The organism is Streptomyces albiflavescens (genome assembly GCF_014645835.1).
Taxonomy (GTDB): Bacteria; Actinomycetota; Actinomycetes; order Streptomycetales; family Streptomycetaceae; genus Streptomyces; species Streptomyces albiflavescens.
In genome coordinates, this window is the sequence record NZ_BMMM01000001.1 from 904819 (window position 1) to 920339 (window position 15521).

General features: G+C 71.0%; 16 protein-coding genes. 8 read left to right on the forward strand and 8 right to left on the reverse strand.

Going from position 1 to position 15521, the window contains the following annotated elements; genetic code table 11:
- Positions 1-10: 10 nt before the first annotated feature.
- The 6 genes from IEY95_RS03820 to IEY95_RS03845 form a co-directional block, all read right to left on the reverse strand.
- Positions 11-205, reverse strand: coding sequence for a hypothetical protein (locus IEY95_RS03820; RefSeq protein ID WP_189184356.1), 195 nt, complete (start codon positions 203-205; stop codon positions 11-13).
- Between the two features lie 112 nt (positions 206-317).
- The gene (locus IEY95_RS03825; protein ID WP_189184357.1) at positions 318-1184 is read right to left on the reverse strand and encodes a phosphatidylinositol-specific phospholipase C/glycerophosphodiester phosphodiesterase family protein; all 867 of its coding nucleotides are present in this window, start codon (positions 1182-1184) and stop codon (positions 318-320) included.
- 242 nt (positions 1185-1426) lie between these two features.
- Positions 1427-2515, reverse strand: coding sequence for an acyl-CoA dehydrogenase family protein (locus tag IEY95_RS03830; RefSeq protein ID WP_189184358.1), 1089 nt, complete (start codon positions 2513-2515; stop codon positions 1427-1429).
- A complete protein-coding gene (locus tag IEY95_RS03835) occupies positions 2512-3693 on the reverse strand; it encodes an acyl-CoA dehydrogenase family protein (protein ID WP_189184359.1) in 1182 nt (393 codons plus the stop codon). Before IEY95_RS03835 ends, IEY95_RS03830 begins: the two co-directional genes overlap by 4 nt.
- Positions 3690-4667, reverse strand: a complete 978-nt coding sequence (locus tag IEY95_RS03840; protein ID WP_189184360.1) for an NADPH:quinone oxidoreductase family protein — start codon at positions 4665-4667, stop codon at positions 3690-3692. Before IEY95_RS03840 ends, IEY95_RS03835 begins: the two co-directional genes overlap by 4 nt.
- Positions 4668-4773: 106 nt before the next feature.
- The gene (locus IEY95_RS03845) at positions 4774-5367 is read right to left on the reverse strand and encodes a helix-turn-helix domain-containing protein (protein WP_189184361.1); all 594 of its coding nucleotides are present in this window, start codon (positions 5365-5367) and stop codon (positions 4774-4776) included.
- 77 nt (positions 5368-5444) lie between these two features.
- On the opposite strand from IEY95_RS03845, the gene IEY95_RS03850 reads away from it, so the two are divergent.
- The 5 genes from IEY95_RS03850 (at position 5445) to IEY95_RS03870 (ending at position 10516) form a co-directional block, all read left to right on the forward strand.
- A complete protein-coding gene (locus IEY95_RS03850; RefSeq protein ID WP_189184362.1) occupies positions 5445-6389 on the forward strand; it encodes an NAD(P)/FAD-dependent oxidoreductase in 945 nt (314 codons plus the stop codon).
- Between the two features lie 340 nt (positions 6390-6729).
- Positions 6730-8268 (forward strand): ATP-dependent DNA ligase, encoded by a 1539-nt coding sequence (locus IEY95_RS03855; protein ID WP_189184363.1) that lies wholly within the window; start codon positions 6730-6732, stop codon positions 8266-8268.
- Positions 8265-8729 carry an NUDIX hydrolase gene (locus IEY95_RS03860; RefSeq protein ID WP_189184364.1) on the forward strand — a complete coding sequence of 155 codons (465 nt, stop codon included), beginning with the start codon at positions 8265-8267 and terminating at the stop codon, positions 8727-8729. The genes IEY95_RS03855 and IEY95_RS03860 overlap by 4 nt, the downstream gene beginning before the upstream one ends.
- A gap of 127 nt (positions 8730-8856) precedes the next feature.
- On the forward strand, positions 8857-10251 hold the full coding sequence (locus tag IEY95_RS03865) for an NADP-dependent succinic semialdehyde dehydrogenase (RefSeq protein WP_189184365.1): 1395 nt from the start codon (positions 8857-8859) through the stop codon (positions 10249-10251).
- Positions 10252-10276: 25 nt separating this feature from the next.
- Complete coding sequence (locus tag IEY95_RS03870) at positions 10277-10516, forward strand: DUF6213 family protein (protein ID WP_189184366.1); 240 nt, start codon at positions 10277-10279, stop codon at positions 10514-10516.
- A gap of 7 nt (positions 10517-10523) precedes the next feature.
- Here IEY95_RS03870 and IEY95_RS03875 read toward each other — a convergent pair whose 3' ends face one another.
- Positions 10524-11219, reverse strand: coding sequence for a transcriptional regulator (locus IEY95_RS03875; protein ID WP_189184367.1), 696 nt, complete (start codon positions 11217-11219; stop codon positions 10524-10526).
- Positions 11220-11391: 172 nt separating this feature from the next.
- On the opposite strand from IEY95_RS03875, the gene IEY95_RS03880 reads away from it, so the two are divergent.
- Genes IEY95_RS03880 through IEY95_RS03890 form a run of 3 tightly spaced genes read left to right on the forward strand, consistent with a single transcriptional unit; the run spans position 11392 to position 14205 of the window.
- Positions 11392-12456, forward strand: a complete 1065-nt coding sequence (locus IEY95_RS03880) for a type III polyketide synthase (protein WP_189184368.1) — start codon at positions 11392-11394, stop codon at positions 12454-12456.
- A gap of 5 nt (positions 12457-12461) precedes the next feature.
- Positions 12462-13676, forward strand: coding sequence for a cytochrome P450 (locus IEY95_RS03885; RefSeq protein ID WP_189184369.1), 1215 nt, complete (start codon positions 12462-12464; stop codon positions 13674-13676).
- Positions 13677-13683: 7 nt separating this feature from the next.
- The gene (locus IEY95_RS03890) at positions 13684-14205 is read left to right on the forward strand and encodes a cupin domain-containing protein (RefSeq protein WP_189184370.1); all 522 of its coding nucleotides are present in this window, start codon (positions 13684-13686) and stop codon (positions 14203-14205) included.
- Positions 14206-14279: 74 nt separating this feature from the next.
- Here the strand turns inward: IEY95_RS03890 and IEY95_RS03895 are convergent, their stop codons facing one another.
- Positions 14280-15506 carry an acyl-CoA dehydrogenase family protein gene (locus IEY95_RS03895; RefSeq protein ID WP_189184371.1) on the reverse strand — a complete coding sequence of 409 codons (1227 nt, stop codon included), beginning with the start codon at positions 15504-15506 and terminating at the stop codon, positions 14280-14282.
- Positions 15507-15521 lie beyond the last annotated feature (15 nt).

A 15521-nucleotide genomic window follows, 5' to 3' on the forward strand; every position in this document is an offset into this window, starting at 1 on the left:
GCCCCGCGTGTCACGGCTTCAGGCTGCCCACGAGGTCCGCCGTCGCGGTGAGCCCGCTGGTGATGGTCGGCGCCATGCTCGTGCTCGCCAGATAGAAGCCGAGCAGGGCGCAGACCAGGGCGTGGGAGAACTTCAACCCGCCGTTGCGCAGGAAGATCACCGCCAGGGTCAGAAGCAGCAGCACCACAGAGATGGAAATGGCCATCGTCAACCTCCTCCGCCACGTCCGCTTCGCGGCGTACGGCCGCAAGTGTGGCGTAGCGGAGGGTTCGTCCGGGCGGCTGACATGTCCTCCGAACGTGTGGTGTCTGTACCGGCTAGTACGTGCGTTCGTGGGCGTCGAGGAACGCCTCAAGGCCCGCGAGGTCGTCGGTGTTGAGGTAGTCGACGTCGGCGGCGAGCAGTTCGCCCCACAGCGCGTCACGGGCCGGGCCCGCCAGATCGGGCGTCGCCCAGAACCGGACCTTCTGTCGGCGCGCGTGGGCCGCCGCGATGATGCCGCGCAGCTTCTCCCGCTCGGCGTCGGGGAACGGGCCGTCGCCCAGCCAGGTGAAGTTGAGCGTCCAGTTGTCGGAGATCAGCGGGATGAAGGAGGCGGGTGCCGCGCTGCCGAGGTCGGCGAGCCGACCGTCGTAGAAGGCGCGACGCACGCTCTGCACCTCCATGGGCGTACGGGCGGCCCGGTCGCCGGAGATCACGGCCGTGACGGGACCGGGGTACACGCGACCGTGCGCGTACGTCGTGAACAGGTGCCGGTAGCGGCGCAGATGACGGTCGAGTTCGAGGTAGGTCGACGAGCCCTCGGTCTTGATGTCGATGAGGAGTTGCAGCGGCGTGCGGTAACCCCGGTACACCGCACCGTGGTTGGCCTTGACGCGGGCGGCGAGGGGGTCGAGGTAGAGGGATTCGAGGGTGCGGGTCGGGTCGAGCTCGACCGGGTCGTGGGCGACGAGCAGCTGGTCGCCGACCAGGTAGATGTCGGCCTCGACACTGCCGAAGCGGTGGTCGAGGGCGTCGAACAGGGGGCGCGGGTGCTCGTAGTCGTTGTGCGCGTGGGCGCGCCACAGCGGGCGCCGACCGTGCTTCTGCTCGCCCGCCCGCGCGTACGCGGCGGGCAGCGCGATGGAGCCCGCGAGGGCGGCGCCGAGGGTGGTGAGGGCTCTGCGGCGGGTGGTAAGGGCCATGCTCTGCCTCCCTGGAAGTGCCTACGGAAACCAGGGGGGTGCCCCCGGTCGAGCGAAGTCGAGACTGGGGGAGAGTATGCGTTCCGAACAGTCCCAAGGAGCAGTGCCGTGCAGGGAGTTGGCCGGACTGCCGCTGTGCGTTCACTTCGGCGGAGCAGGGCGCACGGAAAAGCCCGCCCCGGTTGGGGCGGGCTTCTCACGGGTGTGCGTCAGCGGGCGTGCGTCAGCGTCAGCGGGTGTGGTCAGGGCGCCTGGAGGTCGACCAGTCCGGCCAGCGCCTCGCGGTGGGCACCCGCCGTGCCGTACGCGATCGAATCCGCCTTCGCCCGCTTCAGGTACAGGTGCACGGGGTGCTCCCAGGTCATGCCGATCCCGGCGTGCAACTGGAGCGCCTCCTCGGCGGCGTGGACGGCGACCGGCGCCGCGTACGCCTGGGCGACGGCGATCGACACGTCGGCGTCCTCGCTGCCGTGGGCGAGCGCGTCGGCGGCGTTGCGGGCCGCGGCGCGCGTGTTGACGACCTCCAGCCACAGCTGGGCGAGCCGGTGCTTGAGCGCCTGGAAGCCGCCGACGGGCCGGTTGAACTGCTTGCGCTCCTTCAGATAGCGGACGGTCTCCGTCAACGTCCAGTCGGCCAGACCGAGTTGCTCGGACGCCAGGAGACCGGCACCGGCGCGCAGGGCACGTCGTACGGCCGTCGGGGCGTCGGAGGTCACCAGCCGCGCGGGCGCCCCGTCGAAGGTGACCTTCGCGACCGGCCGGGTCAGGTCCAGGGACACCTGCGCAGTGACCGTCACCGCGTCCGCGTCCACCGCGTACAGCGCGCCGTCCTCCGCCGGAACCAGCAGCACATCGGCTGCCACCGCCTCCGCGATGCCGGTCAACTCCCCGTGCAGGGCGCCGCCTTCATGGCGTACGGCCTTGAACGGCGCACCGGGAGCGGTCGCGAGGGAGACGGCGAGCGCCCCGACCGTGCGGCCGGAGGCAAGTGCCGTCAGCAGCCGGGCGGCCTCCTCGCCGTCGCAGGCAAGCAGTGCCTCCGTCGCGACGACGGCGCTCGTCAGATATGGCACGGGGGCGACGGCCCGCCCCAACTCCTCCAGCACCACGGCGACTTCGCGGTGCGTGGCGCCCTGGCCACCCTGCGCCTCGGGCACCAGCAGACCCGCCAGGCCCATCCCGACCGAGAGCGACTTCCACAGCTGGGGGTCGTGCGGTGTGCCGGATTCGGTGCGGGCGATGACGCCCGGCGCGTCGCAGTGGTCGGTGAGAAGGTCGCGGACGGCGGCGCGCAGCGCCTCTTCCTCCTCGGTGTAGAGCAGATCGGTCATCGAGCCAGGTCCTTCCAGGCGACGTCCTTGTCGGTGCGCGGCTCGGACGGCAGTCCCAGGACGCGTTCGGCGACGATGTTGAGCAGGACCTCGCTGGTCCCGCCCTCGATGCTGTTGCCCTTGGAGCGGAGGTATCGGTAGCCGGCGTCGCGGCCGGTGAAGTCCACCAGTTCGGGGCGGCGCATGGTCCAGTCGTCGTACAACAGGCCCTCCTCGCCGAGGAGTTCGACCTCCAGGCCGCTGATCTCCTGGTTGAGGCGGGCGAAGGCGAGCTTCATGCCGGCGCCCTCGGGGCCGGGCTGGCCGACGGTGAGCTGCTGGCGCAGGCGTTCGCCGGTGAGACGGGCGACCTCGGCCTCGACCCACAGCTTGAGCAGGCGCTGGTGCAGGTCGTGGGTGCGCAGCTCCGGGCGCTCGCGCCAGGTCTTGGAGACCGGGCCGATCATGCCGCCCTCGCGGGGCAGCCGCATGCCGCCGATGGCGACGCGTTCGTTGTTCAGCGTGGTCTGCGCGACCCGCCAGCCGTCACCGACCTCGCCGAGGCGGCGGGAGTCGGGGATGCGGACGTCCGTGAGGAAGACCTCGTTGAACTCGGCCTCGCCGGTGATCTGCCGCAGCGGACGGACCTCGACGCCGGGGTCGGTCATGTCGCAGATGAAGTACGTGATGCCTGCGTGCTTGGGCACGCCCGGGTCGGTGCGGGCGATGAGGATGGCCCAGCGGGCGACGTGGGCGCTGGAGGTCCACACCTTCTGCCCGTTGACCACCCATGCGTCGCCCTCACGAACGGCGCGGGTGCCGAGCGCGGCCAGGTCGGACCCGGCGCCCGGCTCGCTGAACAGCTGGCACCAGACCTCCTCGCCCGTCCACAGCGGCCTCAGGTACTGCTGCTTCTGCTCCTCGGTGCCGTAGCGCAGGATCGTCGGCGCCGCCATCCCGAGGCCGATGCCGATGCGCCGCGGGTCGTTGTCGGGGGCGCCCGCGGCCTCCAGTTCGGTGTCCACGACGGCCTGGAGGGAGCGCGGGGCACCGAGGCCGCCGAGGCCCTCCGGGTAGTGCACCCAGGCGAGCCCCGCATCGAATCGGGCCTTCAGGAAGTCCCCACGGCCGGTGGTCGCCGGCGGGTGAGCCGCCAGCAGCTCGGCCGTACGGCGCTTGAGTTCGGCTTCGTCGGTCATGCGGCGGCTCCATTCTCCAGCGACGGTACGACCGCGACCCGGCCGGTGGTGACGCCGTCGGCGACTCGCTGCACGGCGGCCGCGGCCCCGTCCAGCGGCACGCGCTCGCTCACCAGCGGCTTGATCGCGCCCCGGGCTGCCAGCTCGGTGAGCTGCTCATGGCAGTGCTGGACCAGCTTCGGGTTCTTGGTGTTGTACAGGCCCCAGTGCAGGCCGAGGATCGAGTAGTTCTTCACGAGGGCGTGGTTCAGCGCCGGGCTGGGGATCGTCCCGCTCGCGAAGCCCACGACGACGATACGGCCCTCGAAGGCGACGACCTTGGCGGACTGGGCGTAGGCCGCACCGCCGACCGGGTCGTAGATCACATCGGCGCCCCGGCCGCCGGTCGCCTCCTTCACGGCGGCGACGACGTCCTGCGTACGCCGGTCGATGACGACGTCGCAGCCCAGCTCCCGTGCCACGACGGCCTTGTCGGCCCCGCCGACCACGCCGATGACATTCGCGCCGGCCGCCTTCCCGAGCTGTACGGCCGCGCTGCCGACCCCTCCGGCGGCAGCGTGGACGAGCAGCGTCTCACCGGCTTCCAGCCCGGCGCGCCGGTGCAGACCGAACCACCCCGTCTGGTATCCGATGTGCAGGGCGGCCGCCTCGGCGTCGTCGAGGGCGTCGGGCGCGGGCAGCAGCGCGGCGGCGTCCGCGACGGCGTACTCGGCGAAACCGCCGTAAGGCAGCGCGGGGTTCGCGAGCACACGGCGTCCGTCCTCGGTCTCCCCGCAGATCTCCACGCCGGGCGTGAACGGCAGCGGGGGCCTGACCTGGTAGTGCCCCCGGCACATCAACGCGTCCGGGAAGTTGATGTTCGCCGCGCGCACCTTGAGCAGGACCTGACCCTCGCCGGGCTGCGGACGCTCCACTTCCTGGAGCTGCATCACCTCACTCGGCTCGCCGAGCTCGTGCACTTGCCATGCCTGCATGCGGGGCCTCCACGGGACTGCTCTGTCTGACCGGGCTCGACCGCATACTAAGCGGTCGCTTGCCCTTCAGGGAACAGTAGCGTCCGTCACGCGCCGACGCGGCCTCCTATGACCGGGCGGGCCGGGCCCGCACATGCATCCGCTCCCCCTGGGGCCCGAACAGGCTCAGGAACTCCACGGGCCCCTCCCCCGTCGACCCGAACCAGTGCGGCACGCGGGTGTCGAACTCGGCGGCCTCTCCGGGACCGAGCACCACGTCGTGGTCGCCGAGCACGAGCCGCAGCCTCCCGGAGAGTACGTACAGCCACTCGTACCCCTCGTGCGTGCGTGGTTCCGGTGCCATCGACCGCTGCGGCTCGAGCACCTTGAACGCCTGGAGTCCGCCGGGCTGCCGGGTGAGCGGCCAGTGCGTACGGCCGTACCGCACGATCGGCTTGGACCGCACCCGCGGATCACCCACCTCGGGCGCCCCGACCAGCTCGTCGAGCGGCACCTGGTGGGCACGGGCGATCGGCAGCAGCAGTTCCAGGCTGGGCTTGCGCAGCCCGGACTCCAGGCGCGACAGCGTGCTCACGGAGATACCGGTGGCCTCCGACAACCCCGCGAGCGTGGCGCCCCGCTCCTTCCGGATCCGCCGCAGCCGCGGCCCGACCTCGGCCAGCACCTCGTCCGTCTGATCCGTCTCCGCGTCGTCACTCATGTCCATATTGCAGAATCGGCAAAGCCGTTTGTCAATTCGTCCGCGGCCGGGCGACCTTTTCCGTGGAGGTGGTCACCATGACCGAGATATACGAAGCGGTAGTCATCGGCGGCGGCGCGGCGGGGCTGTCGGCCGCGCTCGTCCTGGGGCGCGCCCGGCGCCGCACGCTCGTCGTCGACGCGGGCGAACCGCGCAACGCGCCCGCCGCCCACATGCAGGGCTATCTGACCCGGGACGGCATGCCGCCCGCCGAATTCCTCGCGGCGGGGCGGCGCGAGATCGAGGCGTACGGGGTCGAGCTCGTCCGCGACCGCGCGGTGGACGTGGCCCGGGACGGCGCCGGGGAGTTCGACGTCACCTTGGCGACCGGGCCCACGGTGCACGCGCGCCGGCTGATCGTCACCACAGGCCTGGCCGACGAACTGCCGCCGGTGCCGGGGGTTGCCGAGCGCTTCGGGCGGGACGTGCTGCACTGCCCGTACTGCCACGGCTGGGAGGTCCGCGACAAGGCCTTCGGGGTGCTGGCCACCACGCCGATGAGCGTGCACCAGGCGCTGATGGTCAGCCAGTGGTCGAAGGACGTGACGCTGTTCCTCCACACCGTCGGCGAGGACGAACTGTCGAACGAGGATCCGCTCAGGCTCGCCGCCGCCGGGGTCGTCGTGGTGCCCGGCGAGGTCGCGGGACTGCGGGTCGAAGGCGACCGGCTGACCGGGGTGCGTCTCGCGGACGGCACGGCACACGACCGCTCGGTGCTGTTCGTCGCGCCCCGCGCCGTCCCGCGCAGCGGTCTGTTCGAGCGACTGGGCGCCGAGCTGCGGGAGACGCCGTTCGGCACGTATCCGGTGGTCGACGAGACGGGGCTGACGACGGTGCCCGGCGTCTGGGCGGCGGGGAACGCGATCGGCTTCGCGGAGCAGGTCGTGAACGCGGCGAGCGGCGGGTACCGGGCGGCGGCCACGCTCAACGGGGAGCTGCTCTTCGCGGACCTCGACGCGGCCGTCGCCCGGGGGCAGGGCTAGGCCCTGTCGTCAAATTCCCGTCTGCCCCGCGACGCCATGCACGCACTCTCGCCGCACCGGGCACAGACCCAAGTACATCCAGTACGAGGGCCTGTGCCCGGCACGCCGAGAGCACGCACCTGACGCCGCAGGGCCCGCCCTCCGGGCGGACGACGGGAATGTGACGACAGGACCTAGCCGGCTCCGTACCCGCTCCGGCGTGGACCCGAGCCGTGCCCATACGGACCTGGATCCGGTCTGTGCCCGCACAACCGTGGCCCCGTTCCGTACCCGTACGGATGGGGCCTTGTTCCGTACCCGTAGGGGTGTGCACCCGACGTCCGCGTTGCACCATGGCTGCATGCTGCTGAGCCGGCTCGCTCATGTGTCCCAGGAGATCGCCGCCACCTCGGCGCGGTCCCGGAAGATCGCGCTGCTCGCCGAGCTGTTCCGGGACGCGGAGGCGGACGACGTGCCGATCGTCATCCCGTATCTGGCCGGCCGCCTGCCACAGGGGCGGCTGGGCGTCGGCTGGAAGATCCTCAGCCGCCCGGTCCCTCCGGCGCCGGATCCTTCCCTCACGGTGCGGGAGGTGGACGCCCGGCTGACGCGGCTCGGTGCGGTCACCGGCACCGGTTCCCAGGCCGAACGGGCGCGCCTGGTGGGCGAGCTGATGGCGGCGGCCACCGAGGACGAGCAGCGCTTCCTGTTCGGACTGATCAGCGGCGAGGTGCGGCAGGGCGCACTGGACGCGGTCGCGGTCGAGGGGCTCGCCGAGGCGACCGGCGCGCCCGGCGCGGACGTACGACGGGCGGTGATGCTCGCCGGTTCGCTGCAGACGGTGGCACAGGCACTGCTGTCCCACGGCCCGGAAGCCCTCGACGGCTTCCGGCTCACCGTCGGCCGCCCGGTGCTGCCGATGCTGGCGCACACGGCGGGGTCCGTCTCCGACGCGGTCGAGAAACTGGGCGCGTGCGCCGTCGAGGAGAAGCTGGACGGCATCCGCGTGCAACTCCACCGCGACGGCGGCGACGTACGGATCTATACCCGCACCCTCGACGACATCACCGACCGGCTGCCCGAACTCACGTCCGCGGCACTGGAGTTGAAGGGCGAGCGGTTCATCCTGGACGGCGAGGTGATCGCGCTGGACGAGGACGGCCGGCCGCGCTCCTTTCAGGAGACGGCCGGACGGGTGGGCTCGCGTGTGGACGTGGCGACGGCCGCGAGGACCATGCCCGTCTCCCCCGTCTTCTTCGACGCACTGTCCGTCGACGGCCAGGATCTGCTCGATCTGCCGTTCACCGAACGACACGCGGAACTGGCTCGGCTGGTCCCCGAGCCCATGCGGGTGCGGCGCAGTCTCGTGGACGGCCCCGCGGACCTCCCCGCGGCGGAGCGGTTCCTCGCCGACACCCTGGAACGCGGCCACGAAGGCGTCGTGGTCAAGGCCCTCGACGCTCCCTACAGCGCGGGCCGGCGCGGTGCCTCCTGGCTGAAGGTCAAGCCCGTACACACCCTCGACCTGGTGGTCCTGGCGGCCGAGTGGGGCCACGGGAGGCGCACCGGCAAGCTGTCCAACCTGCACCTCGGCGCGCGCAACGCGGACGGGTCCTTCGCGATGCTCGGCAAGACGTTCAAGGGCATGACCGACGCGATGCTCGCCTGGCAGACCGAGCACCTCCAGGAGCTGGCCGTCGAGGACAACGGCTACGTGGTGACCGTACGACCGGAACTCGTCGTCGAGATCGCGTACGACGGTCTGCAGAAGTCGACCCGCTACCCGGCCGGCGTCACCCTCCGCTTCGCCCGTGTCGTGCGCTACCGCGAGGACAAGACCCCGGCCGAGGCCGACACCGTCGGGACACTGCTCGCCGCACACCCGGAGGTCACCCCGTGAGTGGGAAGCGGAGCGCGGGACTGTTGTTGTTCCGACACACCGACCGCGGTCTGGAGGTGTTGCTCGGCCATATGGGCGGGCCGTTCTTCGCGCGGCGCGACGCCGGGGCCTGGACCGTGCCCAAGGGCGAGTACGAGCCCGACGAGACCGCCTGGGACGCGGCCCGCCGCGAGTTCCAGGAGGAGCTGGGGCTGCCGCCGCCCGAAGGCGAGGCCATCTCGCTGGGCGAGATCACGCAGACCAATGGCAAGGTCGTCACGGCCTGGGCGGTCGAGGCGGATCTCGCCCCGGCGGCCGTGGTCCCCGGCACCTTCGAGATGGAGTGGCCGCCGAAGTCGGGACGGCGGCAGGAGTTCCCCGAGCTGGACCGGGTGGAGTGGTTCGACCTGGACCGGGCCCGGTCGGCGATCGTGAAGGCGCAGGCGGAGTTTCTCGACCGGCTCTCGGAGCACTCGGGCTGAGAAGGCCGGGGTGCGCCTCCGGGTCACCCGCCCGAGCGTCTCGCCCCACGAGGAAGGGCCTTCCGCGTTGCGCCGTACCGCGCCGCGCGGGAGGGTCGGAGCACAGCCCGCAGTCAGGAGGTCGGCCATGCCCATCGCAACGGTGAACCCGGCGAACGGCGAGACGCTCAAGACGTACGACGCCCTGGGCGCCGAGGAGATCGAGCGCAGGCTCGCGGCCGCCGAAGCCGCTTTCCGTACGCATCGCACCACGTCCTTCGCCGAGCGGGCTCGGCTCCTGCACAGGGCCGCCGACCTGCTCGACGAGGACCAGCAGAACATCGGCCGGGTGATGACCACGGAGATGGGCAAGCCGGTCAAGCAGGCGCGTGCCGAGGCAGCCAAGTGCGCGAAGGCGATGCGCTGGTACGCCGACCACGCCCAGGGGCTCCTCGCCGACGAGGAGCCCGCCGACTCCGACGTCAAGGACTCCGGGGCCTCCCGTGTCCTCGTGCGCTACCGGCCGCTGGGCCCGGTCCTGGCCGTCATGCCGTGGAACTTCCCGCTCTGGCAGGTGATCCGGTTCGCCGCGCCCGCGCTGATGGCGGGCAATGTGGGCCTGCTCAAGCACGCCTCGAACGTGCCGCAGACCGCCCTCTACCTGGAGGACCTGTTCCGCCGCGCGGGCTTCCCCGAGGGCTGCTTCCAGACGCTGCTGATCGGCTCGGGCGCCGTCGAGGGCGTCCTGCGCGACCCGCGCGTCAGGGCGGCCACGCTCACCGGGAGTGAACCGGCGGGCCGGGCGGTCGCCTCGGTCGCCGGGGACGAGGTCAAGAAGACGGTTCTGGAGCTGGGCGGCAGCGACCCCTTTGTCGTCATGCCGTCCGCCGACCTCGACCGGGCCGCGAAGGTCGCCGTGACGGCGCGTGTGCAGAACAACGGGCAGTCGTGCATCGCTGCCAAGCGGTTCATCGCGCACACCGATGTGTTCGACGCCTTCGCCGAGCGGTTCGCCGCGGGCATGCGGGCGCTGAAGGTGGGCGACCCGCTGGACGAGGACACGGACGTCGGTCCGCTCTCCACCGAGCAGGGCCGCAGCGATCTGGAGGAGCTGGTCGACGACGCGGTGGAGAACGGCGCGACCGTCCTGTGCGGCGGCGAGCGCCCGGACGGCTTCCGGGACCGCGGCTGGTTCTACGCGCCGACCGTCCTCGCCGACATCACCCCCGAGATGCGCATCCACCAGGAGGAGGCCTTCGGGCCCGTCGCCACGCTCTACCGCGCGGCCGATCTGGACACGGCGGTGGCCCTCGCCAATGACACCCCGTTCGGGCTGAGTTCGAACGTCTGGACGCGCGACGGCTCCGAGGTGGACCGATTCGTCCGTGATCTGGAGGCGGGCAGCGTGTACATCAACGGGATGACGGCGTCCCACCCGGCCTTCCCGTTCGGCGGGGTGAAGCGGTCGGGCTACGGGCGTGAGCTGTCCGAGCACGGAATCCGCGAGTTCTGCAACATCACCACCGTATGGCACGGAGCGTGAGCGTTCCGCAGCTACGATCCCCTCTGTGAACCGCGAAGTGACCCTGCCTCTGATCGTCGACGACCGCGGCACGTTGCAGGTGGCGGCCGCCGACGTCAGCAAGCTGCTGCGCACGGTGGGCGGCCGGTGGCTGCATCTGGTGGAGGCCGGCCAGGACGGGCTCGACGAGGATACGGTGGCGGCGCTCACGATCGAACTCGCCAAGCTCGCCGACCGCATCGACGTGGCCTGCATCGCGCACAGCAGTGGGACGACGGCCGGCTGACCGTGCGTCAGGCGACTCGCTGGTCCAACTCCCACAGGGCGTGCCAGAACTTCGCCTCATAGGCCTGGAGCAGCCGCCCGTAGCGGTGCACCGCGTCTTCCGAGACCTGTCCGGTGTCGAGTCCCGCCTGCACCGCTGCCAGCGCCTTCCGCTCCAGGTCCGGAGCGGGCTCGGCGAAGAAGTCGAAGAAGCCGCAGGCCTCGTCGGCGAAGCCGTAATGGCGGCGCAGGGCCTGGGCGATCGTCGCGCAGTAGCCGCCCCACGCGGCGAAGTTGGCGCTCAGCGTGAGCACGACGTCGGCCAGTGAGCCGTTCAGGGCGAGCCAGGCGACGTACGCGGGATAGGTCTGGCAGTCCGCGAGCGGCTCGTACGCGGCCTCCTGCGCCTCGTCGGCCCCGACCGCGGCGGCATACGCACCGAGCCGCTCCCAGGCCACGGCTTCACCCTCCGCAAGCATTTCGAAGAAGGCGGCGCTCTCCGGCGCGGCGGCCGACATCTCGGCGCCGGCCGCCGACCGTGCGGCCAGATGCAGGAAGGCCCGGCGGTCCGCGGCGATCACATGGCGCTGTTCGAGGGCGAGCGCGGCGAGGGTCGAGCGCCGCGCCGCGCCCCGGGCGATCAGGGGCAGAAGCCGGTTGGCGTGCGGGTCCGGGGCGAGTTTCCCGGTCGTGCTCTCCAGCAGTTCCCTGGCCGTCCGCGTCATTGCTGCTCCTTGGGTTCGGCGGTCCCGGGGCCCTTTCCACCAGGGTCCCACACCATCCCAAAGATCCCCGGAATGGAGTAATTCGACGAGATATCCGCGCGCAGCCGGGTGATCGTGGGTGGACCACCGAGGGACGAAGAGTTCCCCGGACGGCGGAAAGAAGGCGTGCTCCATGGCGACTTTGTGCAGACCCTCGGTCTCGGTTCCGGAACATGTCATCACGATGGAGGAGACGCTGGAGCTATGCCGCTCCCGTCACGCCGACCACCCACAACTGCCTCTGGCGCTACGCCTGATCGAGAACACGGGCGTCGCCACCCGGCACATCGTCCAGCCCATCGAGGAGACGTTGAAGCACCCGGGCTTCGAAGACCGGAACAAGGTCTACGAGAGCGAGGCCAAGGCCCGCGTCCCCGCAGTGGTGCAGCGGGCACTGGACGACGCCGAGCTGCTCACCACCGACATCGACGTGATCATCTACGTATCGTGCACCGGGTTCATGATGCCCTCACTCACGGCCTGGCTGATCAACTCGATGGGCTTCGGCAGCGACACCCGGCAGATACCCATAGCCCAGCTGGGCTGCGCGGCCGGCGGCGCCGCGATCAACCGCGCGCATGACTTCTGCACGGCGTACCCCGACGCCAACGCGCTCATCGTGGCCTGCGAGTTCTGCTCGCTCTGCTACCAGCCGACCGACCTCGGCGTCGGCTCGCTGCTCTCCAACGGACTCTTCGGCGACGGCATAGCCGCCGCGGTCGTCCGCGGCAAAGGCGGCACCGGCGTCAAGCTGGAGCGCAACAGCTCGTACCTGATCCCCAAGACCGAAGAGTGGATCATGTACGACGTCCGGGCCACGGGCTTCCACTTCCTGCTCGACAAGCGGGTGCCCGGGACGATGGAACCCCTCGCCCCCGCGCTCCACGCCCTCGCGCGAAAGCACGGCTGGGACGCCTCCGACCTGGACTTCTACATCATCCACGCGGGCGGCCCCAGGATCCTCGACGACCTCTGCAAGTTCCTCGAAGTACCGCCGGAGGCCTTCCGGTTCAGCCGGGCCACCCTCACGGAGTACGGGAACATCGCCAGCGCCGTCGTCCTGGACGCGCTGCGCCGGCTGTTCGAGGAGGGCGGCGCCGAGCACGACGCGCGCGGACTGCTCGCGGGCTTCGGCCCCGGCATCACCGCGGAGATGGCGCTGGGCAGCTGGCGCAACGCGGGCGACGAGATGGTGTGACAGGCATGAGCGAAGACACCATCACCGAACCACTGCCACCCGTCCACCCCTGGCCGGTCGTCGACCTGCCAGGCGTGGACTTCGACCCGGTCCTCACCAAGCTGATGCGGGAGGGCCCGGTCACCCGGATCCAACTGCCCAACGGCGAGGGCTGGGCGTGGCTGGTGACGCGGTACGACGACGTGCGCACGGTGACCAACGACGCCCGGTTCAGCCGTGCGGCGGTCATGGACGGGCGGGTCACCCGGCTCGCCCCGCACTTCATCCCGTCCCGCGGCGCGGTGGGCTTCCTGGATCCGCCCGACCACACCCGGCTGCGCCGCTCGGTGGCCCCCGCCTTCACGGCGCGCGGCGTGGAGCGGGTGCGGGAGAAGTCCCGGCGGATGCTCGACGAGCTGGTCGACGAGCTGCTCCAGGACGGGCCGCCCGCCGACCTCACCGCGACGGTCCTGAGCCCCTTCCCCATCGCCGTCATCTGCGAGCTGATGGGCGTCCCGGCCACCGACCGGCAGAGTATGCACAGCTGGACCCAGCTGATCCTGTCCTCGTCGCACGGCGCCGAGGTCAGCGAGAAGGCCAAGGCGGAGATGAGCGCGTACTTCGCGCGGCTCATCGGCGATCGGCGCGACAGCACCGGCGAGGACGTCACCTCGCTGCTGGGCGCCGCCGTGGGCAGGGACGAGATCATGCTGGACGAGGCCGTGGGGCTCGCCGTGCTCCTCCAGATCGGCGGCGAGGCGGTCACCAACAACAGCGGCCAGCTGTTCTACATCCTGATGACCCGCGCCGACCTGGCCGAACAACTGCGGGCCGAGCCGGAGATCCGCCCCCGGGCCATCGACGAGCTGCTCCGCTACATCCCGCACCGCAGTGCGGTCGGGCTGTCGCGGATCGCGCTGGAGGACGTGGAGATCAGCGGCGTGCGGATCCGGGCGGGCGACGCGATCTACGTGTCGTACCTGGCCGCGAACCGCGACCCGGACGTCTTCCCGGACCCGGAGGCCATCGATTTCTCACGCATCCCCAACCCGCATGTGTCGTTCGGCTTCGGCCCGCACTACTGCCCGGGCGGGATGCTGGCCAGGCTGGAGTCCGAGCTCATGGTCGACGTGCTGCTCGACCGGATGCCGGGGCTGCGGCTCGCCGTGCCGCCGGATCAGGTTCCCTTCAGGACGGGCGCGTTGATCCGTGGCCCCGCGAACCTGCCTGTGACGTGGTGAGCGGCCGATGACAAGGACCGAAGGGCTACTCGTGCCGCCGGGGCACGGCCGTGTCGTGCAGACGCCCGCGCAGCACGTGACGTTCAAGGTGACCGGCTCGCACTCGCGCACGGCGTCCACCTTCGAGGTGCGCGTGCCGCCCGGCTTCGACGTCGGCGCCCATGTGCACACACGCAGCGAGGAGTTGTTCTATGTGCTCGAAGGCGAGCTGGACGTGCTCGCCTTCGAGCCGCGGGTACGGACCCCGGACAACTGGCAGAAGTGGGAGTCCGGTTCGGGCAGCCGGGTGGTCCGGGCGACCCCCGGCACGGTCATCGTCGTGCCCCCAGGCTGCCCGCACGCCTTCTCCAACCCCACGGAGACCCCGGCGAAGATGTTCTTCCAGGCGTCACCGCCCCCTGACCACGAGCACTACTTCGAGGAACTCCTGGAGATCCTCGGCAACGGCGGCCCCCCGGACCATGCGGCGATCGAGGAGCTGCGTTCCAGGTACGACATCGAGCAACTCACACCCTTGAAACACCGCTAGCCGGAGCGCCCCTTTCAGGGGGTGCGGGGAACTGCGCGACCGGCCACAACCGGTCCGCAGCCTCCTCGAAACCGCTAGCGGATGGGCATCCCGGACAACGTCCGCGCGATCACCAGCCGCTGAACCTCACTCGTACCCTCGAAGATCGTGTAGATGGCCGCATCCCGGTGCATCCGCTCCACGGGGTACTCCCGGGTGTACCCGTTGCCACCGAGGATCTGGATCGCCTGCGCGGTCACCTTCTTCGCGGTCTCACTGGCGAACAGCTTCGACATGGACCCCTCGGCCGCGGTGAACGGCTTGCCGTTGACCGCCATCCAGGAGGCGCGCCACACCAGCAGCCGCGCCGCGTCGATCGACGTCCGCATGTCGGCGAGCTGGAACGCGACACCCTGGTTGTCGATGATCGGCCGCCCGAACTGCTCACGCGTCTTCGCGTAGTCGAGGGCCACCTCGTACGCGGCCCGAGCGGTACCCACCGCCATGGCACCCACCGCCGGGCGGCTGGCCTCGAACGTCGCCATCGCGGCGTTCTTCACGCGCTCGCCGCCCGCCTTGGCGCGCTCACGGGCGCGGGCCAGGCGCTCGTCGAGCTTCTCCTTGCCGCCGAGGAGGCAGGAGCCGGGGATACGGACGTTCTCCAGGACGACCTCGGCGGTGTGCGAGGCACGGATGCCGTGCTTCTTGAACTTCTGGCCCTGCGAGAGGCCCGGCGTGTTCGGCGGGACGATGAAGGAGGCGTGCCCCTTGGAGCCCAGCTCGGTGTCGACGACCGCGACGACGACGTGGACGTTGGCGATGCCGCCGTTGGTCGCCCAGGTCTTGGTGCCGTTGAGGACCCACTCGTCCTTGGCCTCGTCGTAGACGGCGCGCGTGCGCATGGAGGCGACGTCGGAGCCGGCGTCGGGCTCGGAGGAGCAGAAGGCGGCGACCTTGACATCGTTGGCATCGCCGTACATCTGGGGGATCCAGGTGCCGATCTGCTCCTCGGTGCCGTTGGCGAGGACGCCCACGGCGGCGAGGCCGGTACCGACGATGGAGAGGGCGATGCCCGCGTCGCCCCAGAACAGCTCCTCCATGGCCATCGGGATGCCGAGGCCGGTGGAGTCGAAGTACTGCTGGGCGTAGAAGTCGAGGGAGTAGATGCCGACCTTCGCCGCCTCCTGGATGACCGGCCAGGGAGTTTCTTCGCGCTCGTCCCATTCGGCGGCCGCGGGGCGGATCACATCGGCGGCGAAGCCGTGCAGCCAGTCGCGGACCTCCTTCTGTTCGTCGTTGAGCTCCATGGTGAACTCGGCCATGTCCCCTCCAGGGCT